Source organism: Intrasporangium calvum DSM 43043 (assembly GCF_000184685.1).
GTDB lineage: Bacteria > Actinomycetota > Actinomycetes > Actinomycetales > Dermatophilaceae > Intrasporangium > Intrasporangium calvum.
This window is the reverse complement of the sequence record NC_014830.1, coordinates 1,535,235-1,560,228: the sequence shown is the minus strand read 5'-3', so window position 1 is coordinate 1,560,228 and position 24,994 is coordinate 1,535,235. Positions and strand designations below refer to the sequence as shown.

Genomic DNA, 24,994 nt, shown 5'->3' with positions numbered 1-24,994 from the left:
CTACGCTCACCGGAATGAGCCGGATCTTCACGACGAGCGTCGCCTCGGTCTACCCCCTCTACGTCACCAAGGTCGAGCGGAAGGGCCGCACCAAGGCCGAGCTGGACCGGGTGATCGAGTGGCTCACCGGCTTCGACGACACGGCCCTGCGCGCTCACCTGGCCGCGGGCACGACGTTCGAGGAGTTCTTCGCCGCCGCGCACCTGCATCCCAGGTCCGCTCTGATCACCGGGGTGGTGTGCGGGGTCCGCGTCGAGGAGGTCGAGGACCCGCTGATGCAGCAGATCCGCTACCTCGACAAGCTCGTCGACGAGCTGGCCAAGGGCCGGCCGATGGACAAGATCCTCAGGGCCTGACCGCTCCCCCGCCCACGCGGCACGGCGCATCCCGAGCGTGAGCGAGCCCAGCGGCATACGGAGTCGTCCGTATGCCGCTGGGCTCGGTCGGGAGCGTCAGCGCGCTCAGTGGTGGGTGGCCACCTCGGCGCCGTGGCCGGTGAGGGAGCGCACCTCCATCTCGGCGTACTTCGCCGCGTTGTACTCCTTGCTCGTCACGGTCCCGATGTAGCCGAGAATGAAGCCGAGCGGGATCGAGACGATGCCCGGGTTGTCGAGCGGGAACCAGTGGAAGTCGATGCCCTGGAGCATCGACGGGCTCTTGCCCGTCACGGGGTCGTTCGGCTTGCCCGACACGACCGGCGAGAACACGATGAGCGTGATCGCGCTGACCAGCCCGCCATAGATCGACCACAGCGCGCCCCTGGTGTTGAACCGCTTCCAGAACAGCGAGTAGAGGATCGTCGGCAGGTTCGCGCTCGCCGCGATGGCGAACGCGAGGGCGACGAGGAACGCGATGTTCTGGCCGAGGGCGAAGATGCCACCCACGATCGCCACGGCCCCGAGGACGAGCGCGGCGATGCGAGCGACCCGTACCTCTTCCTCCGGGGTCGCGTTGCCGTCCTTGACGATCGTGTTGTAGACGTCGTGGGACAGCGAGGCGCTCGCCGTGATGGTCAGCCCCGCGACCACCGCGAGGATGGTTGCGAAGGCGACGCCGGAGATGATGCCGAGCAGGATCTCACCGCCGAGGGCGAAGGCGAGCAGCGGGGCCGCCGAGTTGACGCCGCCGGGGGCCGCCTTGATCTCCGCGCCGCCGACGAGGTCCGCTGCGCCGTAGCCGAGGACCAGGGTGAACAGGTAGAACAGGCCGATGAGCCAGATGGCCCAGACGACGGAGCGGCGGGCCTCACGCGACGTCGGCACCGTGTAGAAGCGCATCAGCACGTGCGGCAGGCCGGCCGTGCCGAGCACGAGCGCCATCGACAGGGAGATGAAGTCGATCGGGTTCTTGTACTGGTTGCCGGGCAGCAGAAGGTCCTTGCCCCCGGACTCGAGCGACGTCTTCGACGCCTCACCGAGGACCGAGGAGAGGTTGAGGCCGAACTTGGCGAGCACCCAGAGGGTCATGATCCCGGCGCCGATGATAAGCAGGACGGCCTTGATCATCTGGACCCAGGTGGTCCCCTTCATGCCTCCGTAGATGACGTAGAAGAGCATGATCACGCCGACGATGACGATGACGAGGCGCTGGCCCCAGTCGCCCTTGACCCCGAGCAGGAGCGCGACGAGACCGCCGGCGCCGGCCATCTGGGCGAGCAGGTAGAAGAAGGAGACCGCGAGCGTCGAGATGGCCGCGGCGATGCGGACCGGTCGCTGCCGCAGCCGGAACGAGAGGACGTCAGCCATCGTGTACTTGCCGACGTTGCGGAGCAGCTCCGCGACGAGCAGCAGGGCGACCAGCCAGGCGACGAGGAAGCCGATCGAGTAGAGGAAGCCGTCGTAGCCGTTGATGGCGATGGCGCCGGCGATGCCGAGGAAGGAGGCCGCGGAGAGGTAGTCTCCGGCGATCGCGATGCCGTTCTGGCGGCCGGAGAAGGCCCGCCCGCCGGCGTAGTACTCGGCGGCGCTGCGGTTCCCGCGCGAGACCTTGACGACGATCGCCAGCGTGATGAGGACGAAGACGCCGAAGATGGCGATGTTGAGGGCCGGGTTGCCGACCTGGGTCTCCGCCGTGGCGAGCGAGACGAGCTGGGTGCTCACAGGGCACCTCCCATCTTCTGGGCCAGCGCCTCGGCGCGGGTGTCGAACTCACGGTCTGCCCAGCGGGCGTAGTACATCGTGATGGCGAATGTGGTCACGAACTGGAGGAGCCCGAGGACGAGGCCCCACGTGATGTTGCCGACGAACTTGCTGCCCATGAACTCCTTCGCGTAGACCGAGAGGAGGACGTAGAGGAAGTACCAGATCAGGAAGAACGCGGTCATCGGGAAAACGAACCTGCGGAACCTGCGCCGCAGTTCGACGAACTCCGCAGAGTTCTGCAGCTCCGTGTACCGGTCGTCGGCCACGGGCGGCTGAGCGTCATTGCTCACGAGGAGCCACCTCCGTTGGTGGGTGTCAGGGTGCGCCCACGCTAGGGGTGTGACCTAGGTAACGCGAGCATGCGGGCGCGCCCGGTCGGTGAACGGTGCGGACGGGTCGCCCTGCGTCCGGGGATTCTGCGACGAGCGGTCGGTGCTCAGCGACGAGCGGTAAGCCGATCCAGTCGGGTGTCCTCGTGCGCCTCGGGGTTGAACGGCCCCCGGTTGAGGGTCAGGTGCTCGGGCGCGTGCAGGCGGACCATCGTCTGCGCCACGTGCGCCGGCTGGCGGTGCCGCGTGGCGACCGAGGTGCCGATCATGGTGGCGAACGCGGCCGGCACGGTGATCGCTGCCGGCTGCGTGAGAATCGCTCCCAGCAGGCCCTGGGAGTCGATGCCGATCATCGTCGTGAGGACGGCGGTCATCGAGAGGGAGCCGCCGACGACGAGGCCGGCGATGACTCCGGCAGCGGTCAGCCGTCGCCACCAGATCCCGAGCACGAGCATCGGGCAGAACGTCGAGGCCGCGACGGCGAAGGCCAGCTCCACGGCGTGGGCGACCGGGACCCGGGCCGCCACGAAGGTCAGGCCGAGGGCGAGCCCCACGGCGAAGAGGGTCGCGAGGCGGAAGGCGCTCACCCCGTGGCCGAGCTCGGTGCGGCGACGCAGGACGTCCTGGCTGAGGACGCCGGCGACGGAGACGACCAGGCCCATCGACGTGGAGAGGAAGGCGGCGAATGCACCGGCGGCGATGAGCGCGGTGAGGAGGTCGGCGAGAACCCCGGAGAAGAGGCGGGCCGGCAGCTCGAGGACGACGGAGTCGGCCCGCCCCGAGGTGACGAGGTCCGCCGCGAGCATGCGACCGAGGATGCCGTACGCCACGGGCAGCAGGTAGAACCCGCCGAGCAGGCCGAGGACGACGAGCGTGGTCCGCCGCGCCGCCCGGCCGTCCGGGTTGGTGTAGAACCGGACGACGACGTGCGGCAGCCCCATGGTGCCGAGGAACGTGGCGAGCACGAGCGAGTAGGTGAGGTAGAGCGCGTAGTCGCCGGAGAGCGGCTCGGCCCAGTCGACGGCGTCGAGGCGACTGACCGCCTCGGGCGCACCCCCGGTGACGAACGCTCCGAGGAGGAAGAAGATCGGCGTGAGCAGGGCCGCGAGCTTGAGCCAGTAGTGGAAGGCCTGGACCAGGGTGACGCTCCGCATCCCGCCGGGCAGGACGTTGAGGGAGACGATGATCGCCACGACGACCTGCCCGACCCAGAGGGGCGCGCCGGTCAGGGTGCGCAGCGTCAGTCCGGCGCCCTGGAACTGGGGGATGAGGTAGAGCATCCCGATGCCGACGACGAGCAGGCTGGCGACGTGGCGGGCCTTCGTCGACTCGACCCTCAGCTGGGCGAAGTCGGGCAGGGTGTAGGCCCCGGAGCGTCGGAGCGGCGCGGCGACGAAGACGAGGAGGAGCAGGTAGCCAGCCGTCCACCCGACGGGTAGCCACAGCATGTCCACCCCCCGGGCGAGGATGAGGCCGGCGACGCCGAGGAACGACGCGGCGGACAGGTACTCGCCGCTGATGGCCGAGGCATTGAGCACGGGCCCGACGACCCGTGAGGCGACGTAGAAGTCGCTCATGGTCCGGGAGATCCGCAGCCCGAAGGCGCCGACCCCGAGGGACGAGACTGCGACGAGGATGACGGCGACGACGCTGGCTGCGGTGCTCATGGGGCCCGGTTCACCGCGTGTCGAGCAGGTCGCTGAAGGCGGCCTCGTTGCGCTCGGCCCGTCGCACGTAGAAGACGCCGAGCGCGACGATCTCGACGAAGGCGACGACGGTGAGGATGACCCAGGGCACCGGGATGCCGAGGACGACGACGCGTCCCCACGCCGGCACGAGATGGAGCACGAGGGGGACGAGTCCGAGGGTGAGGACGAGCGCGGCCACCACCGCGAGCGCGAGCCGCAGCTGGCTGCGCATGAGCGAGTCGACGTAGACCTCCCCGAGCCGGCTCTGCGCATCGATCTCGGAGGCGATGGAGACCTGCCGAGCGCGGGCGGCGACCGTCCGGGGGGAGGTGACCGTGACCCGGGTGGGTGGCTCGGTGGCCCGCGATGCCGTATGCCGCTGGGCCGGCTCCCGGGTCACCGTCGCTCCCGGCCAGGCTGGGCGCGCTTGACGAGCAGGTCCCGGAGCGCCCGGGTGTGGCGGCGGCTGACCCCGAGCTCGTGGCCACCGAGGACGACGGTCGTCCGGCCGCCCTCGGTGCGCCACTCGGTGATGTGCCCGAGGGCGACGAGGAGCGACCGGTGGATCCGGACGAACCCGGCGTCGCGCCACTGGTCGGCGAGAGTCGTGAGCGGCACCCGGACGAGGTGGCTGCCGGCGGCGGTGTGCAGCCGCGCGTAGTCGCCCTGGGCCTCGACGTAGAGGACGTCCGAGCGGGGAATGAGCCGGCTGACGCCCGCGAGCTCGACGAGGATGCTGTCGTCCTCCGCGCCGGGCGCCGACTCGCGACCCTCGATCCGGCTGACGACGCGCCGGACGGCCTCGGCGAGCCGTTCGTCCCGCACGGGCTTGAGGACGTAGTCGACGACATTGAGCTCGAAGGCGTCGACCGCGTGCTGCTCGTGCGCTGTCACGAAGACGACCGGCGGCTTGGTCGAGAAGCGCGAGAGCACCCTGGCGAGGTCGAGACCGGTCAGGCCGGGCATCTGGATGTCCATGAAGATCGCGTCGACGGGGCGCTCGTGGAGTATCCGCAACGCCTCGGCCGCAGAGTCGGACGAGATCACCTCGCCGATCCGTTCCTCCCTGCCCAGCAACCAGACGAGCTCGTCCAGGGCCGGGGCCTCATCGTCGAGAGCGAGCACTCGGAGCCGCTCAGGTGCGGCTCCCCCGGCGACGGTGCTGGGGCTGCTCATCGCGGGGCCCCTGTCAGGCAGCGGGCCCGGCCGACCGACGAGGTCATACGTGCACCCCGGGACGGAACTTCGGCAGTCGGACGGTGACCTTGGTGCCGGCCCCTTCGGCGGTCTCGACGACGAGTCCGTAGTCGTCTCCGAACGCGGCGCGGAGCCGCTCGTCGACATTGGCGAGGCCGACGGAGTCGGTGTTGCCGTCGCCGGCCAGGGCGCGGCGGACCTTCTCCGGGTCCTCGCCCACGCCGTTGTCCTCGATCGTGACGAGGCACTCATGGTCCGCGTCCTGGGCGAGGATGGTGATCTCGCCGTCGCCGACCTTGCCCTCGATGCCGTGCTGCACGGCGTTCTCGACGAGCGGCTGGAGGCAGAGGAACGGCACGACGACGGGCAGCACCTCGGGTGCGACGCGCAGGGTCACCCGGAGGCGGTCACCGAAGCGGGCCTTCTCGATGACGAGGTAGGCCTCGATCGACCGCAGCTCCTCGGCGAGCGTGGTGAACTCGCCGTGCCTGCGGAAGGAGTACCTCGTGAACTCGGCCAGGTCGAGGAGCAGCTCCCGGGCGCGCTCGGGGTCGGTGCGGGTGAACGACGCGATGGCGGTCAGCGAGTTGTAGACGAAGTGCGGGCTGATCTGGGCCCGCAGCGCACGGACCTCGGCCTCCATGAGGCGGGTCCGGGAGGCGTCGAGCTCGGCGAGCTCGAGCTGGCCGGAGACCCACCGGGCCACCTCCGTGGTGGCCCGGACCAGGCTGGCGGAGGCCGAGCCGGTGAAGACCTGGAGGGTGCCGACGACCTTCTCGTCGACCTCGAGGGGCGCGACGATCGCCTGCCGGATGAGGCAGGACGGCTCGATGCAGGCGATGTCGGCCCCGTCGACGACGACGGTGCGGCCGTTGCCCAAGGTGCCGGCGGCGATGACCGGAGGCTGGACCGCGTGGTGGTTGCGCCCGCCGTCCCACGCGAGAAGATCCGTGGTGTCGGTCATCGCGACCGCCGGGGCCCCGAGCAGCGCGCGGAGGTACTTCAGCGACCGCTCCGCTGACGACGTGGTGAGCCCGGCCCGGAGCGGCGGGGACGCCTGCGACGCGGTGTGCAGCGTGCGAAAGGTGGCGCGGTCGGCCTCCGTGCCGAGGTGACCGCGGCGCAGCAACGCACCCCACGAGCTCATGCGCTCACCTTACGACCCCCATCGAAAGAGCAGTTCGTCCCGCACCCCATCGAAAGAGCAGTTCGTCACGCACCCCATCGAAAGAGCAGTTCGTCCCCCGCTCCTGACGGAGGTGACCTTTCGCGCGAACTGGGGACGAACTGCTCTTTCGATCAGTCGTCGTCGCCCTGCAGGTGCCAGAGCCCGGCGCGGCGCTCGTCGTCCAGCTCCTCCTGAGTGGCGGCTCGGGCGGCGTACCGGTCCTTCATCACCTCGCGCTTCTCGTCACGCGTCGGTCGGGCCCCCTCCTCGAGGCGCAGGTCCGTGCCGCGCGCCCCGAGCAGCTCCGCGCCGGACTGGAGCGTCGGCTCCCAGTCGAAGACGACAGCGTCGTCGGAGGACCCGATGACGACGGTGTCCCCCGCCACCGCCCCGACCTTGTAGAGCTCGTCCTCGACGCCGAGGCGGGCCAGCCGGTCGGCCAGGTACCCCACGGCCTCGTCGTTGCTGAAGTCGGTCTGCCGGACCCAGCGGGTGGGCCGGTCCCCCGTGACGCGGAAGAACGGACCGTCTGGCCCGACCTCCCGAACGACGGAGAAGCCCTGGTCGTCGACCGACCTGGGTCGCAGCACCACCCGCTGCGGGACGACGGCCTCGACCTCTGCACGGGCGGTCTCGACGTGGCGCGCCATGGCGTAGGTCAGCTCCTTGAGCCCGAGGTGGGCCACGGCGGAGACGATGAAGACCTCGTAGCCGCGCGCCTCGAGGTCGGGCTTGACCATCTCGGCGAGCTCGCGCGCCTCGGGGACGTCCGCCTTGTTGAGCACGATGAGCCGCGTGCGCTCGGCAAGCGGCCGCCCGCCGAGGTCGGCGTCGGGCACGTAGAGGGACAGCTCGCGCTCGATGACCTCGAGGTCGGTGAGCGGATCGCGCCCCGGCTCCAGCGTCGCGCAGTCGACGACGTGGGCGAGCACCGAACACCGCTCGACGTGACGCAGGAACTCGAGCCCCAGACCCTTGCCCTCATGGGCACCGGGAATGAGGCCGGGGACATCGGCGATGGTGAACCGGGTCGAGCCGGCCGTGACGACGCCCAGGTTGGGAACGAGGGTGGTGAACGGGTAGTCGGCGATCTTCGGCCGAGCCGCCGAGAGGACGGACACGAGAGAGGACTTGCCGGCGCTGGGGAAGCCGATGAGGGCCACGTCGGCGAGCGTCTTCAGCTCGAGGACGACGTCGACCTCCTCCCCTGGCTCGCCCAGCAGGGCGAAACCCGGGGCCTTTCGGCGCGCCGACGCGAGGGCCTTGTTGCCGAGACCGCCCCGACCGCCACGGGCGATGACGTGCTCGGTCCCCATCCCGACCAGGTCGACGACGATCCGCCCGTCACCGTCCTTGACCACGGTGCCCTCGGGGACCGGGAGAACGAGGTCGGCCCCGTCGGCGCCGTTGCGCTCGTCCCCACCTCCGGGCTTGCCGTTGTCGGCCTTGCGGTGCGGGTGGCGATGGTAGTCGAGCAGGGTCGTGGCCTGGGGGTCCACCCGCAGGATCACCGACCCGCCATGACCGCCGTTGCCGCCGTCGGGGCCACCGAGCGGCTTGAACTTCTCCCGCTTGACGGAAGCCACGCCGTGGCCACCTGCGCCCGCCGAGAGGTGCAGCACGGCGCGATCGACGAAGTTCACTGCCATGGGGGTCCACTCTTCCAGATCGAGCCAGCCCAGCGGCATACGGCAGAACCGAAAGAGCAGTTCGCGACGGGCTCCCGTCGCGAACTGCTCTCTCGATCAGCAGTGCTGTCGCGAACTGCTCTTTCGATTGGGGTTCGGTTGGTGATCAGGCGATCACTCAGCAGCAGCGGTCTCCACCGCGTCGATGTTGACGGTCTTCCGGCCACGCTTGGTGCCGAACCGGACCGCGCCGGCGACGAGCGCGAACAGCGTGTCGTCACCACCGCGACCGACGCCGTCACCCGGGTGGAAGTGCGTGCCGCGCTGACGGACGAGGATCTCGCCTGCGTTGACCTGCTGGCCGCCGTAGCGCTTGACGCCGAGCCGCTGTGCGTTCGAGTCGCGACCGTTGCGGGTCGAGGACGCACCCTTCTTGTGTGCCATGTCAGTTACTCCTTGTGAGTCCGTGTACCCGTGAGACGCAGGGCGTCGATCACGCGTTGATTTCGGTGATCTTGACCTGGGTCAGCGGCTGACGGTGACCCTGACGCTTCTTGTAGCCCGTCTTGTTCTTGAACTTGATGATCGTGATCTTGGGCCCCTTGGCCGGCTTCACGACCTCGGCCTTGACGGACACCTTGGCCAGCTTGGCCGCATCGGACGTCACCGTGGCACCGTCGACGACGAGCAGCGGCGTGAGCTCGACGGCGTCGCCGGGCTGACCCGTCACCTTGTCGATGAGCAGGACATCGCCCACCGAGACCTTCTCCTGGCGACCGCCAGCGCGAACAATCGCGTACACGTGAAACTCACTCTCTGAATCAGGACTGGAGCGCCGCTTTCGGCACCGGCCCGTCAACACGGGCCCGGTGGGCGCACCGAGGATCTAGGCTACCGGCTGGGGCGGCTCCGGGCCAAACCGGACCGCCCCGTGCCGCCCCTCAGCCCTCGGTCGGGGACGTGCGCGGCGGGCCGGCCGGTGCGACGACCCGGCCGCGCCTGCGGCGGTTCGGCACCGCCTTGGCCGGCTCGTCGAGAGGCTGGTGGACCGGCTCGTCGACCGGAGCCTGGGTCACAGGCTCGTCGGTCGGAGCCTGCGCAGCCCGCTCGTTGACCGGAGCCTCGGTCACCGGCGACTCCTCGCGCGTCTCGGGCCGGGTCGCCGCCGCGACGGGGGCCTCGACCGCGTGCCCGGTGGAGTCTGCAGCGTCGTCGACCGTGTCCTCCGGCGCTGCCCCAGTGCTCTTGAGCGCGGCCGCGTGAGCGGCGGCCGCGATCTGAGCAGCCGTCGGGCCCGAGGGCTTGATCGGCTCGGACTGCGAGGTGGCTGCGGCAGCGGTGGCACCTGTCGCCCCCGTCGCCCCCGTCGCCCCCGTGGCACCCGTGGCACCCGTGGCACCCGTGGGGCCGGTGGGCCCGGTCGACCCGCCCCGGCGCGTCCGGCGACCCGACCTGGCGCCGGACGGCTCGCCCGCCTCGCCACCCCCGGCGCCCTGGTCGACAGGGTCGGCGTGGATGACGTAGCCGCGTCCGTTACAGTGCTCGCACGTCTCGGAGAAGACCTCGATGAGGCCCGACCCGACGCGCTTTCGGGTCATCTGGACCAGCCCGAGGGAAGTCACCTCGGCGACCTGGTGCTTGGTGCGGTCGCGGCCGAGGCACTCCAACAGCCGTCGGACGACGAGCTCGCGGTTGCTCTCGAGGACCATGTCGATGAAGTCGATGACGATGATCCCGCCGATGTCTCGCAGCCGCAGCTGGCGGACGATCTCCTCGGCGGCCTCGAGGTTGTTCTTCGTCACCGTCTCCTCGAGGTTGCCCCCGGACCCGACGAACTTGCCGGTGTTGACGTCGACGACGGTCATCGCCTCGGTGCGGTCGATGACGAGGGAGCCGCCCGAAGGCAGCCAGACCTTGCGGTCCATCGCCTTGGCCAGCTGCTCGTCGACGCGGTGGTGGGTGAAGAGGTCCTCCTCGGCCGTCCATCGCGAGACGCGGTCGGCCAGGTCCGGCGCGACCGAGCTGATGTAGGGGTGGATCTCGTTCCACGCCTGGTCGCCGGCGACGACGAGCTGCTTGAAGTCCTCGTTGAAGACGTCGCGGATGACCCTGACCGTGAGGTCCGGCTCCCCGTGCAGGAGCAGGGGCGCCGACCCGGTCGGGGCCGAGCCGGGGCTGCCGTTCTTCTTCCGGCCCTTCGACTTGCCCGCTCTGGGCGTGCCCGAGAGCTCGGCCCGGGCCCGGATGTCCTCCCAGGTCCGGCTCAGCCGCTCGACGTCGGCGCGCAGCTCCTCCTCGCTCGCCCCCTCGGCAGCCGTTCGCACGATGACGCCGGCAGAGTCCGGCACGACCTCGCGGAGGATCTTCTTGAGCCGCGCCCGCTCCGTGTCGGGCAGCTTGCGGCTGATGCCGGTCATCGAGGAGTTCGGGACGTAGACGAGGTAGCGACCGGGGAGCGAGATCTGCGAGGTGAGCCGAGCGCCCTTGTGCCCGATCGGGTCCTTGGTCACCTGGACGAGGACCGACTGGCCGGAGGAGAGTGCGTTCTCGATTCGCCTCGGCTCGTTCGCCTCGAGGCCGGCGGCGTCCCAATTCACTTCGCCGGCGTACAGCACGGCGTTGCGGCCCTTGCCGATGTCGACGAAGGCGGCCTCCATCGAGGGGAGGACGTTCTGGACCCGACCGAGGTAGATGTTGCCGGCCATCGACACGTTCGTCGCCTGGTCGATGTAGTGCTCCACGAGGACACCGTCCTCGAGGACGCCCATCTGGGTGCGGCCCTCCTTGTTGCGCACGACCATGACGCGGTCGACGGCCTCGCGCCGGGCGAGGAACTCGGCCTCGGTGATGACCGTGCGACGTCGACCGGCCTCGCGGCCCTCACGACGGCGCTGCTTCTTGGCCTCGAGCCGGGTCGAGCCCTTGACCCCCACCGGCTCGTCCGACTGCCCGCGCGGCTGGCGGACGCGGGTCGACACGTTGGGGACGGCGTCCTCCCCGGCATCGCCCGGACCGGACCCGGCGCGGCGCCGCCGACGGCGTCGACGGCTCGAGCCGCCGTCCTCGTCCTCGCCGGCCTCGTCGGTCTCCTCGGCCGCCTCGTTGGCCTCCGACCCGGAGCCGTTGCCGGACTGCCGTTCGGTGGGCCCATCGGCCGAGTCCGCACCGTCCTCGGACGACTCGTCGTCACCCTCGGGCTCAGTGTCCTCGGCGCCGCCGCGGCCACGGCGGCCCTTGCCCCCGCGACGGCGACGCGAGCGACGGGGCGACGTGTCGTCGTCGGTGCCCTCGTCCTGCGGCTGGTCCGCGGTGACGGCCGCGTCGACCGGCTCGGGAAGCGGCTCGGGAAAGAGCTCCGCCGGCGCAGGTTCGGCGGCCGGCGCCTCGGCCCGTCGGCGCCGGCGGGTGGGAGCGGCGAGCGCGGCGGCGGCGTCCGGTGCCTGGAACAGGACGCTGAAGCTGGGGGCCACTCGGGTCTCGGGCACCTCGGCGGCCCCGGTCGGCTCCTCGTCGACGGGCTCGTCCGCCTCGGGCTCCTCGTCGCCCCGGTCCACCAGCTGGGGGACGGTGTCGAGGTCGGCCTCGGCTTCGGTGAGCGCGACGGACTCGAGCACGTCCTGGGTCTCGACCTCGGCCTGCTTCGCCCGCTTGCGCGGCGCCGCGGCCTTGCGGGTGGCTCGCTTGCGGGCGGGGACTACCGCCGCCGCCTCCACCTCAGGAGTGTCGGCGGGGCGTTCGGCACCCTCCCCGGACAGGTCGCCGGCCGCGCTGGTCTCGTCCCCGGCCGTTCGCTTGGTCGTGCGGCGGGGGGCGCGCTTGCGCGGAGCCCGCCCCGCTGGGGGTGCAGCCGCGTCGGAGCCGAGCCCAGCGGCATCCGGCAGGGTGGCAATCCCGCCGAAGAGGGTGGCGGCGCGTTCGGCGCCCGAGCCCGCGCTGTCGCTGCTCGTGGTGTCGGTCGGGGTGAAGTCGTTGGGTGCCATTCGGCAACCTTCCGTCGGGTGCGGGGTGACCCACACCCTTCGGCCGAGGCCGTCACCACCGCACGAGCACGGATCGTGATGGGTCGTCGCGCCACAGTGGCCGACGGAAGTCGTCTTGTTACACCGGAGAATGGTTCGCGCGGGGGCGCGGCCCCATGATCCGGTGCCGGCGGCGTTCTTGTCGGCAGCCAGTTCGCTGGTCAGGCCAGCGGGTCGGTCACCCTCGCGGTTGCGGTGTCGAGCGGTCCCTGGGCCAGTCGCGTCACCAGTGGTGGACGCGGCGGCACCAAGTCGGCAGTCTCACGCAGCGCGGTCAGAATGTCGTCGGGGCGAACGGCGGGTGTGGTGTGCCGTACGACCATGCGCAGTATCGCACAGTCGGACGCGGTGCCGGGATTCGCCGCGACGGCGTGAGACATCTCGGACACCTCGGCGGACACGATGGCGGCCCGCACGTCGAAGGTCCGTGGCCCCGACTTCGTCATCCTCGTCACCTCGGACCGGTCCCGCTCGAGGAGCAGGTCGACGGCCGCCCTGAGCACGGGGACCGGCACTCCGGTGAACTCGACACGCCACTCGCTCGCCTCGAGCCGGTCGGCCAGCGAGCCCGGCCCCGCCTCGACGACCTGGACGATGTCGATGCCGGGCGGGAGCGCCTCGTCGAGTGCCACCCGGACCGACTCGGGGTCGACCCGCTGGGTCACCTGCAGCTCGACGTACTCGGCCTCGCTGGCCGTGCCCGTGGCCGCCGCGTTGGCGTAGCTGATCTTCGGGTGGGGGTGGAAGCCGGCGGAGAAGGCCATCGGCACGTCGGCTCGCCGGAGGGCGCGCTCGAGCGCCCGCTGGAAGTCGCGGCTCGAGGTGAACCTGAGTCGGCCCCGCTTCGCGTAGCGGACGCGCAGTTTCTGCACGGCCGGGTCGGGTGCCGGTCCCTCAGGGACGCGCTGACGAGGTGGAGCCATGCCGGGCAGGTTAACGGACCCCGAGGCGTATGCCGCTGAGCTGGCTCGCGCTCAGTCCTTCCCCTGCGCGCGGCGCTGGGCCGCACGCCGCTCCTCAGCGAGCCGGCGCCGCGCCGCGGTGTCGGCGTCGTCGAGCCGGGTCGCCTCCGCGAGGGTCGGCGCCGTCCCCCCCATCGAGGCGGGGAGGAACTTGAGGTCGGCGCCGGTGAGGGGCTCGTAGGTCGCGCGGACGACGTCGAGCATCTCCTGCATCACGGCCTTGTAGGTGGCGGTCACCTGCTCCGGGTCGGCGTCGGCCGGAACCGGGATCGGCTCGCCGACCGACACGACGATCGGGATGTTGGTCCGGCCCAGGCGCTTGGGATGGCCCTTGGTCCACACGCGCTGGGAGCCCCACACGACCACCGGCAGGATCGGGACCCCGGCCTCGGCCGCCATCCGGGCTGCTCCGGACTTGAACTCCTTGAGCTCGAACGAGCGGCTGATCGTCGCCTCGGGGAAGACGCCGACGATCTCGCCGGCCCGGAGCGCCTCGACGGCCTGGCGGTAGGAGGCCGCCCCCGCGGTCCGGTCGACCGGAATGTGGTGCATGCCCCGCATCAGCGGTCCGCTCACCGGGTGGGAGAAGACCGACTCCTTCGCCATGAACCGCACGAGGCGGCCCGACTTCTGCGCGGCCAGTCCGGCGTAGGTGAAGTCCATGTAGCCGATGTGGTTGATCGCCATGACGGCACCGCCGCTCCGCGGCACGTTGTCCTCGCCGAGCATGGTGAACCGCAGGCCCTGCAGGGCGAAGACGGCCCGGGCGAAACCGATGACCGGGGTGTAGACGGGCTCCATGGAAGGACACTCTGCCCTGCCCGCCGACGTTCGGTCACCCTCCGGTCGTTCCAGATCCGCGGATGCGCCGTGACCATCGCCACAGGGCGCCTCGATCCACGGTCGAGGCAGCCGCACGCGCATGGAAGGATTGGGCGCATGACTGACACACCTGCACCGACGACCTCGCGGATCCCCGAGCGGCCGACGCTCGACGGCCTCGAGGAGAAGTGGACGCAGGTATGGAAGGACGAACAGACCTACGCGTTCGACCGGGAGCGGGCTCTCAGCCTGCCGCGCGAGCAGGTGTTCGCCATCGACACTCCTCCGCCGACCGCATCAGGGTCGCTCCACGTGGGGCACGTGTTCTCCTACACCCACACGGACTGCATGGCGCGCTACAAGCGGATGCAGGGGCTCGAGGTCTTCTACCCCATCGGCTGGGACGACAACGGGCTGCCCACCGAGCGCCGCGTGCAGAACTTCTACGGGGTCCGCGGCGACGCGACCCTGCCCTACGAGGAGGGTTTCGAGCCGCCGTTCAGCGAGGGCGTCGACGCGAACGGCAAGGCGATCAAGCCGGCTGACCAGAAGCCGGTCAGCCGGAAGAACTTCATCGAGCTGTGTGACGTGCTCACCGTCAAGGACGAGGAGACCTTCGAGTCACTCTTCCGGCGGCTCGGGTTCTCGCTCGACTGGAACATCTCCTACCGGACCATCGACGAGCGCTCCCGCGCGGTCGCCCAGCAGGCCTTCCTGCGCAACTACGCCCGGGGCGAGGCCTACCAGTCCGAGGCGCCCGGCCTGTGGGACGTGACCTACCAGACCGCCGTCGCGCAGGCCGAGCTCGAGGCCCGTGACTACCCCGGCGCCTACCACCGCGTCGCCTTCCACCGGGCCGGCTCGGACGGCCACGCGGAGCCGGTCCACATCGAGACCACGCGACCCGAGCTCATCCCGTCGGTCGTCGCCCTGATCGCACACCCCGACGACGAGCGCTACCAGCCGCTCTTCGGCACGACCGTGCGCTCCCCGCTCTTCGACGTCGAGGTGCCCGTCCTCGCCCACCACGCGGCCGAGATGGACAAGGGTGCCGGTATCGCGATGTGCTGCACCTTCGGCGACCTCACCGACGTCATCTGGTGGCGTGAGCTGCAGCTGCCCATCCGGTCGCTCATCACCCGCAACGGTCGCCTCCAGGCGGAGACGCCGGAGTGGATCGCTGGTGGCCCCGGCGAGTCGCTGTATGCCGCTGAGCTGGCGACCAAGACCACGTTCAGTGCGCGGGAGGCCGTGGTTCGTGCCCTGCGTGAGTCCGGCGACCTCGACGGCGAACCACAGAAGACGCAGCGGAAGGCGAACTTCTACGAGAAGGGCGACAAGCCGCTCGAGATCGTCACCTCGAGGCAGTGGTACATCCGCAACGGCGGGCGGGAGGCAGACCTGCGCGGAGCGTTGGTGGCCCGTGGCGACGACATCGACTTCCACCCGAGCTTCATGCGGGCCCGCTACCGCAACTGGGTGGAGGGCCTCAACGGTGACTGGCTGATCTCCCGCCAGCGGTTCTTCGGCGTGCCGTTCCCCGTGTGGTACCCCGTCACCGACGAGGGGGAGACCGACTACGACCACCCGCTCCTCGCTCCGGAGTCGGCGCTGCCCGTCGACCCGCAGATCGACGCGCCCGAGGGCTACGAGGAGGCGCAACGCGGCGAGCCCGGGGGGTTCGTCGCCGACCCGGACATCATGGACACGTGGGCGACGTCGTCGCTGTCACCGCAGATCGCGGCCGGGTGGCCGGTCCGCGGTGGCGAGGGGCCGGGGTCCGACCCGGAGCTGTTCGAGGCGATCTTCCCCATGGACATGCGGCCCCAGGGTCACGACATCATCCGGACCTGGCTCTTCGCGACGGTCGTGCGGGCGCACCACGAGCACGGGACCGTGCCTTGGCGCAACGCGGCGATCAGCGGCTGGATCCTCGACCCGGACCGCAAGAAGATGAGCAAGTCCAAGGGCAACGCCGAGACGCCGGAGGACGTGGTCAAGGCGCACGGTGCCGACGCCGTCCGGTACTGGGCCGCCTCCGGCCGCCTCGGGACGGATGCGGCCTACGACACCGGTCAGATGAAGGTCGGCCGCCGCCTCGCCATCAAGGTCCTCAACGCCTCGAAGTTCGCGCTCGGGTTCGGGGAGGTGTCCCCGGCGCTCTCCGGTGGGGCGACCGCCGAGGGGCTCGGAGCCGCCGTGACGAACCCGCTCGACCGGTCGATGCTGACCGCCCTGGCCGACGTCGTCGAGAAGGCGACCCACGGCTTCGAGTCGTGGGACTACACGCGCTCGCTCGAGGTGACCGAGTCGTTCTTCTGGACCTTCTGCGACGACTACCTCGAGCTCGTCAAGGACCGCGCCTACGGCGGACAGGGCGAGGCGGAGGCCGCGAGCGCCCGGGCCGCGCTGCGGATCGCCCTCGAGACGCTGCTGCGGCTCTTCGCCCCGTTCATCCCGTACGCCACGGAGGAGGTGTGGTCCTGGTTCGAGCAGGGCTCGGTACACCGTCAGCCCTGGCCCACTCGGGACGAGCTGCCCAGCGGCGGCGACCCCGCGGTCCTCGCCTCGGTCAGCGAGGCGCTGGCGGGCGTCCGCAAGGTCAAGTCCGAGGCGAAGCTCGGGATGCGGGCCGAGGTGCGCACGATGACGCTGGTCGGCCCAGCTGCCCAGCTCGACCACGTCCGCGCCGCCGAGGGAGACCTGCGCGCCACGGGCCGCATCGGTGACCTGTCCTACGGGGAGGGCGACGGCATCGAGGTGCGGGAGGCTGAGCTGATCCCGGCCGAGCCGCGCCCGTCCCACGCCGTCTGACCGACACGCCGTCTGACCGACACGCCGTCTGACCGACACGCCGTCTGACCGACGCGCCGTCTGACCGACGCGCCGTCTGACCGACGCGCCGAGGGATCCGGCGACCACCCGGCCCTCAGCGCGGGTGCGCGGCAAGGACACTCAACGTCGGAGGCCGCGACTACGGTTGACCCATGTCGCGCAGGGGGGCCACGGGAGTCGCCGTCGGCGTCCTCGGCGCGTGGGTCGGCGCCGCGCTCGTCATGGTGGCCCTCGTCATCGCCGCCTCCACCGGTCCGGCCGACCTCCTGAGCCGGCCGCGAGCGAGCCTCGCGCCGGCCGTGCCGACGACCGGTCTGACGCTCACCCTGACCGCCCTGCCCCAGGAGAGCGTCACGCCCGAGGGAGCCAAGGGCTGGGACCCCGACGGCCTGCTCGCTGTGCTCGTCCAGGTGGTCGTCGTCCTGGTCGTGATCGGCATCCTCCTCCTCTTCGCGCTGGCCCTTCGCGACCTGCTCAGGCGGGTCGCACCCACCCTGACCAGCCAGGCCGAGCCGGGCTTCAGGACTCCCGCCGTGCCCCCGACGATCCTGGCAGGAGCCGACTCAGGCCTCGACGCCCTCGGTCAGGGGTCGCCCCGCAACGCCGTCGTCGCTGCGTGGGTCGCCCTCGAGCAGTCCGCTGCAGGCGCGGGTCTCCCCCGGCACGTCGCCGAGACCTCGACCGAGTACGTCGGCCGGGTCCTCGCCGTCTGGGACGTCGACGCTCGCAGCCTCGACGACCTCGCCGCGCTGTTCCGCGAGGCGCGGTTCTCCACCCATCCCCTCACCGAGCCACATCGCGAGCGCGCCATCGCCGCCCTCACGACCATCCGGAGCGACCTGGGCCGGGCCGCCACGGACGTGGGCCGGGCCCCCACCGACGCGAGGGCCACGCCGGCCGGGGTGGACTCGGCCCGACCCGAAGGTGCGCTGTGACGGAGAGCCGGCCCAGCGGCATACGACCCGTGCTCAGCGCCCTGCGACCCTGGCGTCGGCGCCTCCTCGGCATCACCGCCGCGTGGGGCCTGGTCGCCCTGTTCACCGCGCTCATCGGGCTGCGCCCCGACGTCCCCCGGCTCGCCGTCGCACTCGTCGCGTCCGCCGCCGTCGTCTGGTACGCCGTCGACCACTTCGCGAGCCAGCAGCTCGTCGTCTGGCCGCTCACCGACAGCGAGCTCGGCTCCGGCAACCCCGGCAGCGACTACCAGGTGACCAACCTCGCGGCTCGACTCGAGGGCGCCGCGGCTCGACCCGAGGGCCGCCCCGAGCTCGTCCACCACCTGCACACCCGCCTCAGTGAGATCATCCGCGAGCGCCTCCACGCGAAGCACGGCATCGTCGTCGAGGAGGAGCCGAGGTGGGCCGAAGGCGTCATGCCGCCCGACCTGTGGGAGTTCCTCGTGACCCTGCCGCCGCCCGACCTGTACCGCCCCGATCGACTTGACCAGATCCTCCGACGAATCGAGCAGTGGTGACCCCATGACCGACCTGAGCACCCCGACAGCCGGCCACATGGACCTCCGTCGCGTCAGCGACCTCAGCAACGCCGTCCTCACCGAGGTCGAGCGCGCCGTCGTCGGCAAGCGAGAACCGCTGCGCCTCGTCCTGGCCGCCGTGCTGGCCGGTGGGCACGTCCTCCTGGAGGACTTCCCCGGGCTGGGCAAGACCCTCGCGGCCCGCAGCTTCGCCCAGACCCTCGGTCTGACCTTCAAGCGAGCCCAGTTCACACCCGACCTGCTGCCCGGCGACATCACCGGCTCGTTCGTCTTCGACCAGCGATCCGGGGACTTCGGGTTCCGGCCGGGACCGATCTTCACCGGGCTGCTCCTCGCCGACGAGATCAACCGGACGCCACCGAAGACCCAGGCCGCCCTCCTCGAGGCGATGCAGGAGCGGCAGGTGACCGTCGAGGGACGCACGTTCCCGCTGCCGCGACCGTTCCACGTCCTCGCGACCGCGAACCCGGTCGAGTACGAAGGCACCTACCCGCTCCCCGAGGCGCAGCTCGACCGGTTCCTCATGCGCGTGTCGTTCGGCTATCCCACCGTGGACGAGGAGTGGCAGATCCTCACCAACCGGATGGCCCGCCAGCAGGAGGAGCAGACGCTGGCAGCGGTGATCAGCCCCGATGAGCTGCTCGCGATGCAGGCCGCCGTCGAGCGGGTCGTCGTCGACGAGTCCGTCGGTCGGTACTGCGTCGCGCTCGCTGCCGCCACCCGAAGCCACGGGGACGTGCTCATGGGCGCGTCACCCCGTGGCGCGCTCGGCCTGCTGCTGTGCTCCCGTGCCTACGCCATCATCGATGGCCGCGACTACGTCACCCCCGAGGACGTCAAGGCCGTGGCCAAGCCGGTGCTCGCGCACCGGGTCACGGTCAAACCCGAGCTCTGGATGAGCGAGGTCAGCGGCAGCAACGTCGTCTCACGCCTCCTCCGCTCGGTGCCGACCCCGGCCCCGCGGGAGAAGCGGCCACCGGGAGCCACCGGGCCAGGAACGACGGTGTCAGCGGCGGCCCCCGAGGCCTGAGGTGCGTCCACTCCTGCCCCGCACCACCTCGTCCGGGCCCCTGGGCGAGTGGACGGCCACGGCCGCCCACACCCGGTCGGTGCTCCTCGCAGCCGGCGCCGCGGTGGCTGCGGTCCTCGGTCGCCGGCCGGACCTGCTCGTGCTCGCCGCTCCCCTGGCCGTCGCGGCCGTGTGGGGGCACCTGGCCCGTCCACGCCGAGCACCCGAGGCCGACGTCACGCTGGGCCGCGGCACCCTCCGCGAGGGCGACGTGGCGAACGTCGTCGTGCGGGTCCGACCCGCCTCGGACGCTGACGGCGTCATCACCCTGGCCTCCACCCGGTGGGTCGAACGCAAGCCCGCGAGCGGCATCGCGCCGTTCGAGGGCGGCGTCGGTGCGATCGCCCTGCGGTCGACCCGCTGGGGACGGCGACAGATCGGCACGCTCAGCGTGACCCTGTCGAGCGCCTGGGGCGCCTACCGCGTGGGGCCGACGGACGTTCCCGACCTGGCCACGGCGACGCTTCCGGTGCCAGCCGCGTTCGACGCCGCCGCCCCCACCCCCCATCCGCGGGGGCTCGTCGGGCTCAACCGGTCCTCCCGCACCGGCTCCGGCAGCGAGTTCAACACGATCCGGCAGTTCCAACCCGGTGACCGCCTCCGTCGCATCCATTGGCCGGTGTCCCTCCGCACCGGCACCCTCCACGTGACCTCCACCTACGCGGACGAGGACGCGCACGTGTTCGTCCTCGTCGACGCCTTCAGCGACCTCGGGCCCCGCGAGGGCATCGACGGCCGACCGACGAGCCTCGACGTGACCGTCCGGGCGGCCGGCGCCATCAGCGAGCACTTCCTCGGCAGCAACGACCGACTGACCCTCCGGACCGTCGGCGCCGCCAACATCCCCCGGCTCGGAATGGGTTCCGGCACCAAGCACCTCCGCCGCGTCCTCGAGTCCCTCGCCTCGGTCGCACCGGCCAGCGAGCGCCGCGACGACGGTCAAGCGGCCATTCGAGGCGTCGACCCCAACGCCCTCTGCCTGGTCCTCAGCCCGCTCATCGTCCCGACGACCGTCGGCCTGGCCCACACGCTTGCCGCACGAGGCATGACGACCGTCGTCGTGGACACCTTGCCCGAGCACCTGACCGCGGACCCCGGCAGCGTCTACGAAGCCCTCGCATGGCGCATCCGCCTGCTGTCCCGTGAGGCCCAGGTGCACTCACTCGTCACCCGGGGCGTGCCCGTCGTGCCCTGGCGCGGGCCGGGGTCGCTCGACCACGTCCTCCGGGACCTCTCCCGGCGAGCCGCCGCTCCCCGGATGGGCAGACGCCGATGACGACCGCACGCCCACGGGGTGGAGTGGAGGACGGTGCCGACCCCACGACGTGGCGCACCGTCCGCTTCGGGAAGGGGCGCCCCTGGTCACTGCCGCAGCTCGGGCTGGCGCTGACCGGCGTGGCGAGCGCGGTCGCGTTCCTCCTCTGCCTCCAAGCCGCCTCAGGCGGTTTCGACCCCGTCTGGTGGGCGCTCGCCATCGTCCCCCTGGCCACGCTCGGCTTCGCCGGGTCCGCGGCGCCACTCGCCTTCTGGGGGCTGATGCTCGCCGGCTGGTTCCTCCTCACCCCGTCCGGGAGCCTCTCTGCCTGGTCCGTGCCCGCCGCCATCGCGCTGGTCGTCGGTCACGCCGCAGCCGCCCTGTCGGCGACCACCCCGCCCGCCGGCGGTCTTCCGGCCCGGGTCGTTCGCATCTGGGGGGGCCGGGTCGTCCTTGCCGCCCTGACCGCGCCGGCCGTGGCAGCTCTCGCCGGAGCGCTCCGCAGCGGGGAACTGGAAGCCAGCCCAGCGGCATACGTCATCGGTCTCGGCGGCCTCGCCGTCGGCGTCTTCCTGCTGCGCACCGAGCCGCCCGCCCAACCGGACTGAGACGGTGGTCCACGGCCTAGTCGAGGGTCTCGTCCGTCGCGTCGTCCCACACGGCCCCCCAGGGCACGTCCCAGCCCGCCATCCGCAGCCTCCGGTCGACGAACGACCTCCTCGGCAGGTCGACCACCCGACCGACCGACGGCTCGTAGACGTCGAGCTCCTGGCCCCGGCTCGCCGGCATGACGAGGACGACGTGCCGCGGCAGCCACGCGTTGCCGATGTAGAGCAGCGCCGGACGGCCGGTCCGGACTCGCCGCTGCAGCTCGGCGTAGGCCTTCTCCAGGGAGCCCTGCCCCCCGAACCGGAAAAGGGTCATGTCGTAGTCGGCCCACGGCACCGCGGCGCCGTACTCCAGCTCGCCGACCGCACCCCAGGGTGGGGTGCCGAGGGCCCTGGGCCACGGCAGCTGGATCCGGCCGCCGGCGCCCACCAGGGCGTTGGTCCTCCGGGCGACCACCTGCTCGTGGGCCGCGAAACGCTCCTCGACGGAGCGGCCGTCGGGGGCGTCCTCGTCCTTCGCCTCGAACTCGAGGCCGAGCCGGATCCAGCGGGCGAAGGCCGGGTTGACGAGCATGCGGGCCACGGTCAACGATGCCGACCCGCACGTCGTACTCGACTGCTGCACCGGGACGCGGTCACCGGCCCGAAGATGGAATGGCGCGATCATGCAAGCCCCCCGTCAGGCGTCCTGGAATGCCGCTCTACGCCGATTCCTTGCGCTGCCGCTTCGGCCGCGGCTCGGCCTCCCGCCGCACGATCGTCGGGTTGACGTTGTCGAGGACGACCTCCCGGCTCACGACGACCCGGGCGATCCCGTCGTCGCTCGGCACGTCGAACATCACCGGGAGGAGCACTTCCTCCATGATGGCCCGCAGCCCGCGCGCGCCCGTGCCACGCAGGAGCGCCTGGTCGGCGACGGCCTCGAGCGCGTCGTCGGTGAACTCGAGCTCGACGCCGTCGATGGCGAACATCTTCTGGTACTGCTTGACGAGCGCGTTGCGCGGCGCCGTCAGGATGTTGACCAAGGCATGCTGGTCGAGCGGGCCCAGCGTCGTGAGGACCGGGAGCCGACCGATGAACTCGGGGATGAGACCGAACTTGAGCAGGTCCTCGGGCATGACGTCGGCGAAGCTGTCGCCCAGGTCCTTGGCGGTGTGCAAGGGCTGTCCGAAGCCAAGGCCCTTGCGCCCCGACCGGCTCTCGATGATCTTCTCGAGGCCGGAGAAGGCGCCACCGACGATGAACAGCACGTTGGTGGTGTCGATCTGGATGAACTCCTGGTGCGGGTGCTTGCGCCCGCCCTGGGGCGGCACCGACGCGGTCGTCCCCTCGAGGATCTTGAGGAGCGCCTGCTGGACGCCCTCGCCGGAGACGTCGCGGGTGATGGACGGGTTCTCCGACTTCCGGGCGATCTTGTCGACCTCGTCGATGTAGATGATCCCCGTCTCGGCCTTCTTGACGTCGTAGTCGGCGGCCTGGATGAGCTTGAGGAGGATGTTCTCGACGTCCTCGCCCACGTAGCCGGCCTCCGTCAGCGCCGTCGCGTCGGCGATGGCGAACGGGACGTTGAGCATCTTGGCCAAGGTCTGCGCGAGGTAGGTCTTGCCAGAGCCGGTCGGTCCGATGAGCAGGATGTTGGACTTGGCGATGTCGACGTGGTCGTCCTCGCGCTTGGGGCCCTCCCCCGCCTGGATCCGCTTGTAGTGGTTGTAGACGGCCACGGCGAGCGACTTCTTGGCAGCGTCCTGCCCGACCACGTAGTGCTCGAGGAACTCGAAGATCTCGCGGGGCTTGGGCAGGTGGTCGAGGCCCAGCTCACTCGACTCGGCGAGCTCCTCCTCGATGATCTCGTTGCACAGGTCGATGCACTCGTCGCAGATGTAGACGCCGGGGCCGGCGATGAGCTTCTTGACCTGCTTCTGGCTCTTCCCACAGAACGAGCACTTGAGGAGGTCCGCTCCTTCTCCGATGCGTGCCACCGAATCGCTCCTACCCTCGACGTCAGGCTGTCGACAACGACCCCCAATCTAGGGGTCGAGTCCTATTAGACGACGGAGCGACCCACCCTGGCGCGTGCAACGCCGTTTGTCCGCTGTCGGCTGACAAACCACGCAGGTGTGACTTCCGCACGTGTCAGGACCCATCCGGCCGTATGCCGCTGAGCTCGCTCCCAGCGTCCGCCCGGTTCCGAGCGGGCCGGGTGGGCCGGGTGGGCCGGGTGGGCCGGATGGGCCGGGTGGCGCTGGACTCGACCGGGTCTGCCGTCGATGCGTGATGGACGGCACTCAGACCGGGTCGGTGACGTCATCCGGCTTGCTCGGGAAGTGCCTGCGCCATTCGTCGCGCAGGCGTGGGGTCCTGACGTCCTGGTCCCTCATGGCGGCGAGGACACGGCTGAGCGTGTGCGCGGGCGTGTTGTAGATGTCCTTGGCCCGGATCACGACGAGGCGCCACTTCTCGCCGTCGAGCCATTCTCGCCGGCCCAGGTCGATGCCCCACTGCTCGTCGGACTCCGCATGCTGGCGCCCGTCGTACTCGATGATCAGCTTGGCGTCCGGGTAGCTGAGATCGAAGCGGAACCGCACCCGCCCGTCCGGCCAGTGGACCTTGTGGTTGACGGCGGGTTCGGGCAGGCCGGCGAGGACGAGCAGCATCCGCAACCGCGACTCCATCGGCGAGTCGACCTCGGCTCGGACGAGACCCGCCGCCTGCCGGGCGAGCCGGCGGGATCGACCACCGAAGGTGCCGGCCGCCTCGACCAGCTGCTGGCAGGTGACGCGGCCGGCCTTGACGAGCGAGTCACCGAGGACGACGAGCTCGACCAGCGAGAGCTGGTCGCTCAGGTCGAGGAAGGTCCACGTGGGCGTCGTCAGGCGCACACCCTCGTGGGTGGTGAACCGGCGCCCGGCGCGGCGTGCGTGCGCCTTGATGCCGCGGACCTGCCGTCGATGACCGAGCCCGGCGATGTGGGTGAGTCCGTCGTCCGGCACGGTGCCACCCCAGAGGCGCGCTGCGGAGTGGTGCGAGGCGATGGCTTCCGGGTCTCGGAGCAGTGCCGCCCGGACCAACAAGGCCGGCGTCACCGGTTCGCGGGCGTCGACGTAGGTGCCGTGGAACAGGCGCCGGTACCTGGGTGAGCGCAGGTCTGCCCGGGTGACTCCGGCCGGCGGGTCCAGCTCGGGCTTCCCGCTGACCGGGTTCGTGACCATGAGGACGCGAAACGGCTCGTGGCTCGGTGGCATGCCTTGATGGTGTCGGCTGGGAACGTCCCGCCGCGGACGTCATCCACAGCCCGCCGCTCGTGGCCAGGCGAGTTTCCCGCACGTGCGGGAAAGTGGTGCCGGCCTGCAGGGAAACCGCACCACTTGCCCGCACGTGCGGGAAAGTGGTGCGGGTGCGGCGGGCGGCGCGGGCCGGGCGGCGCGGGCGGCGCGGGCCGGGCGTCGGTCAGGGGGCGGTGAGGTCCTGGGCGACCGCGACGTACTGCGCCTCCGCCGCCTCGGGTGACGTGCCGCTCAGCTTGGCCCACGCGTCGTACTTGGCCCGCCCCACGAACTCGGTGAAGCCCGGTCGCTTGCCCGTCGCGTCACCCTCCGTCGCCTGCTTGTAAAGGGCGTAGAGCTTCAGCTTGATGTCGGTGCCGGGGTCTTCGGTCAGCTGCTTGACCGCAGCAACGGCCGACTCGAACTCAGTGCTCGCCATGACCCCAACCTAACCTGATCGAGAGAGCAGTTCGTCCCGTTCCCCCGCCGACACGGTCGCGTGGAGGAGGGACGAA

The 24,994-nt window shown here is 71.1% G+C and carries 23 protein-coding genes; 7 read left to right on the top strand and 16 right to left on the bottom strand.

Annotated elements, in window-relative coordinates; all coding sequences use genetic code 11:
* Positions 1-14 precede the first annotated feature (14 nt).
* Complete coding sequence (locus INTCA_RS07065; protein ID WP_013492228.1) at positions 15-356, top strand: DUF2200 domain-containing protein; 342 nt, start codon at positions 15-17, stop codon at positions 354-356.
* A gap of 105 nt (positions 357-461) precedes the next feature.
* On the opposite strand, the gene INTCA_RS07060 is transcribed toward INTCA_RS07065, so the two are convergent.
* The 12 genes from INTCA_RS07060 to INTCA_RS07005 form a co-directional block, all read right to left on the bottom strand.
* On the bottom strand, positions 462-2,099 hold the full coding sequence (locus INTCA_RS07060; RefSeq protein WP_013492227.1) for a solute symporter family protein: 1,638 nt from the start codon (positions 2,097-2,099) through the stop codon (positions 462-464).
* Positions 2,096-2,431, bottom strand: a complete 336-nt coding sequence (locus INTCA_RS07055; protein ID WP_013492226.1) for a DUF485 domain-containing protein — start codon at positions 2,429-2,431, stop codon at positions 2,096-2,098. The genes INTCA_RS07060 and INTCA_RS07055 overlap by 4 nt, the downstream gene beginning before the upstream one ends.
* 146 nt (positions 2,432-2,577) lie before the next feature.
* The gene (locus INTCA_RS07050) at positions 2,578-4,137 is read right to left on the bottom strand and encodes a sodium/solute symporter (protein ID WP_013492225.1); all 1,560 of its coding nucleotides are present in this window, start codon (positions 4,135-4,137) and stop codon (positions 2,578-2,580) included.
* 10 nt (positions 4,138-4,147) lie between these two features.
* Positions 4,148-4,558 carry a hypothetical protein gene (locus INTCA_RS07045; protein WP_013492224.1) on the bottom strand — a complete coding sequence of 137 codons (411 nt, stop codon included), beginning with the start codon at positions 4,556-4,558 and terminating at the stop codon, positions 4,148-4,150.
* Positions 4,555-5,334, bottom strand: a complete 780-nt coding sequence (locus tag INTCA_RS07040; protein WP_013492223.1) for a LytR/AlgR family response regulator transcription factor — start codon at positions 5,332-5,334, stop codon at positions 4,555-4,557. The genes INTCA_RS07045 and INTCA_RS07040 overlap by 4 nt, the downstream gene beginning before the upstream one ends.
* Positions 5,335-5,377: 43 nt before the next feature.
* Positions 5,378-6,502, bottom strand: coding sequence for a sensor histidine kinase (locus INTCA_RS07035; protein ID WP_013492222.1), 1,125 nt, complete (start codon positions 6,500-6,502; stop codon positions 5,378-5,380).
* A 152-nt stretch (positions 6,503-6,654) separates the two neighbouring features.
* The gene (gene obgE, locus INTCA_RS07030) at positions 6,655-8,172 is read right to left on the bottom strand and encodes a GTPase ObgE (protein WP_013492221.1); all 1,518 of its coding nucleotides are present in this window, start codon (positions 8,170-8,172) and stop codon (positions 6,655-6,657) included.
* Positions 8,173-8,325: 153 nt separating this feature from the next.
* On the bottom strand, positions 8,326-8,595 hold the full coding sequence (gene rpmA / locus INTCA_RS07025; RefSeq protein ID WP_013492220.1) for a 50S ribosomal protein L27: 270 nt from the start codon (positions 8,593-8,595) through the stop codon (positions 8,326-8,328).
* A gap of 49 nt (positions 8,596-8,644) precedes the next feature.
* Positions 8,645-8,953 (bottom strand): 50S ribosomal protein L21, encoded by a 309-nt coding sequence (gene rplU / locus INTCA_RS07020; protein WP_013492219.1) that lies wholly within the window; start codon positions 8,951-8,953, stop codon positions 8,645-8,647.
* Positions 8,954-9,092: 139 nt separating this feature from the next.
* Entirely contained in the window at positions 9,093-12,131 is a 3,039-nt protein-coding gene (locus tag INTCA_RS07015; RefSeq protein WP_013492218.1) for an Rne/Rng family ribonuclease, read from the bottom strand.
* Positions 12,132-12,331: 200 nt separating this feature from the next.
* Complete coding sequence (locus INTCA_RS07010) at positions 12,332-13,093, bottom strand: TIGR03936 family radical SAM-associated protein (RefSeq protein ID WP_083807877.1); 762 nt, start codon at positions 13,091-13,093, stop codon at positions 12,332-12,334.
* Positions 13,094-13,144: 51 nt separating this feature from the next.
* Positions 13,145-13,933, bottom strand: coding sequence for a lysophospholipid acyltransferase family protein (locus tag INTCA_RS07005; RefSeq protein WP_013492216.1), 789 nt, complete (start codon positions 13,931-13,933; stop codon positions 13,145-13,147).
* A 138-nt stretch (positions 13,934-14,071) separates the two neighbouring features.
* On the opposite strand from INTCA_RS07005, the gene valS reads away from it, so the two are divergent.
* The 6 genes from valS to INTCA_RS06975 all read left to right on the top strand — a co-directional run bounded on the left by valS (position 14,072) and on the right by INTCA_RS06975 (position 21,216).
* Positions 14,072-16,768 carry a valine--tRNA ligase gene (valS, locus tag INTCA_RS07000; RefSeq protein ID WP_013492215.1) on the top strand — a complete coding sequence of 899 codons (2,697 nt, stop codon included), beginning with the start codon at positions 14,072-14,074 and terminating at the stop codon, positions 16,766-16,768.
* A gap of 173 nt (positions 16,769-16,941) precedes the next feature.
* The gene (locus INTCA_RS18615; RefSeq protein WP_013492214.1) at positions 16,942-17,724 is read left to right on the top strand and encodes a DUF4129 domain-containing protein; all 783 of its coding nucleotides are present in this window, start codon (positions 16,942-16,944) and stop codon (positions 17,722-17,724) included.
* Complete coding sequence (locus INTCA_RS06990; RefSeq protein WP_013492213.1) at positions 17,721-18,263, top strand: hypothetical protein; 543 nt, start codon at positions 17,721-17,723, stop codon at positions 18,261-18,263. Before INTCA_RS18615 ends, INTCA_RS06990 begins: the two co-directional genes overlap by 4 nt.
* Positions 18,264-18,267: 4 nt before the next feature.
* Entirely contained in the window at positions 18,268-19,314 is a 1,047-nt protein-coding gene (locus INTCA_RS06985) for an AAA family ATPase (RefSeq protein WP_013492212.1), read from the top strand.
* Between the two features lies 1 nt (position 19,315).
* On the top strand, positions 19,316-20,629 hold the full coding sequence (locus INTCA_RS06980) for a DUF58 domain-containing protein (RefSeq protein WP_013492211.1): 1,314 nt from the start codon (positions 19,316-19,318) through the stop codon (positions 20,627-20,629).
* On the top strand, positions 20,626-21,216 hold the full coding sequence (locus INTCA_RS06975) for a hypothetical protein (RefSeq protein ID WP_013492210.1): 591 nt from the start codon (positions 20,626-20,628) through the stop codon (positions 21,214-21,216). The genes INTCA_RS06980 and INTCA_RS06975 overlap by 4 nt, the downstream gene beginning before the upstream one ends.
* A gap of 16 nt (positions 21,217-21,232) precedes the next feature.
* Here the strand turns inward: INTCA_RS06975 and INTCA_RS06970 are convergent, their stop codons facing one another.
* The 4 genes from INTCA_RS06970 to INTCA_RS06955 all read right to left on the bottom strand — a co-directional run bounded on the left by INTCA_RS06970 (position 21,233) and on the right by INTCA_RS06955 (position 24,918).
* The gene (locus tag INTCA_RS06970; protein WP_013492209.1) at positions 21,233-21,883 is read right to left on the bottom strand and encodes a hypothetical protein; all 651 of its coding nucleotides are present in this window, start codon (positions 21,881-21,883) and stop codon (positions 21,233-21,235) included.
* Between the two features lie 34 nt (positions 21,884-21,917).
* Positions 21,918-23,195 (bottom strand): ATP-dependent Clp protease ATP-binding subunit ClpX, encoded by a 1,278-nt coding sequence (gene clpX / locus INTCA_RS06965; RefSeq protein WP_013492208.1) that lies wholly within the window; start codon positions 23,193-23,195, stop codon positions 21,918-21,920.
* A 306-nt stretch (positions 23,196-23,501) separates the two neighbouring features.
* Positions 23,502-24,458 carry a DUF559 domain-containing protein gene (locus tag INTCA_RS06960; protein ID WP_013492207.1) on the bottom strand — a complete coding sequence of 319 codons (957 nt, stop codon included), beginning with the start codon at positions 24,456-24,458 and terminating at the stop codon, positions 23,502-23,504.
* Positions 24,459-24,663: 205 nt separating this feature from the next.
* Positions 24,664-24,918 carry an acyl-CoA-binding protein gene (locus INTCA_RS06955; RefSeq protein WP_013492206.1) on the bottom strand — a complete coding sequence of 85 codons (255 nt, stop codon included), beginning with the start codon at positions 24,916-24,918 and terminating at the stop codon, positions 24,664-24,666.
* Positions 24,919-24,994: the final 76 nt, after the last annotated feature.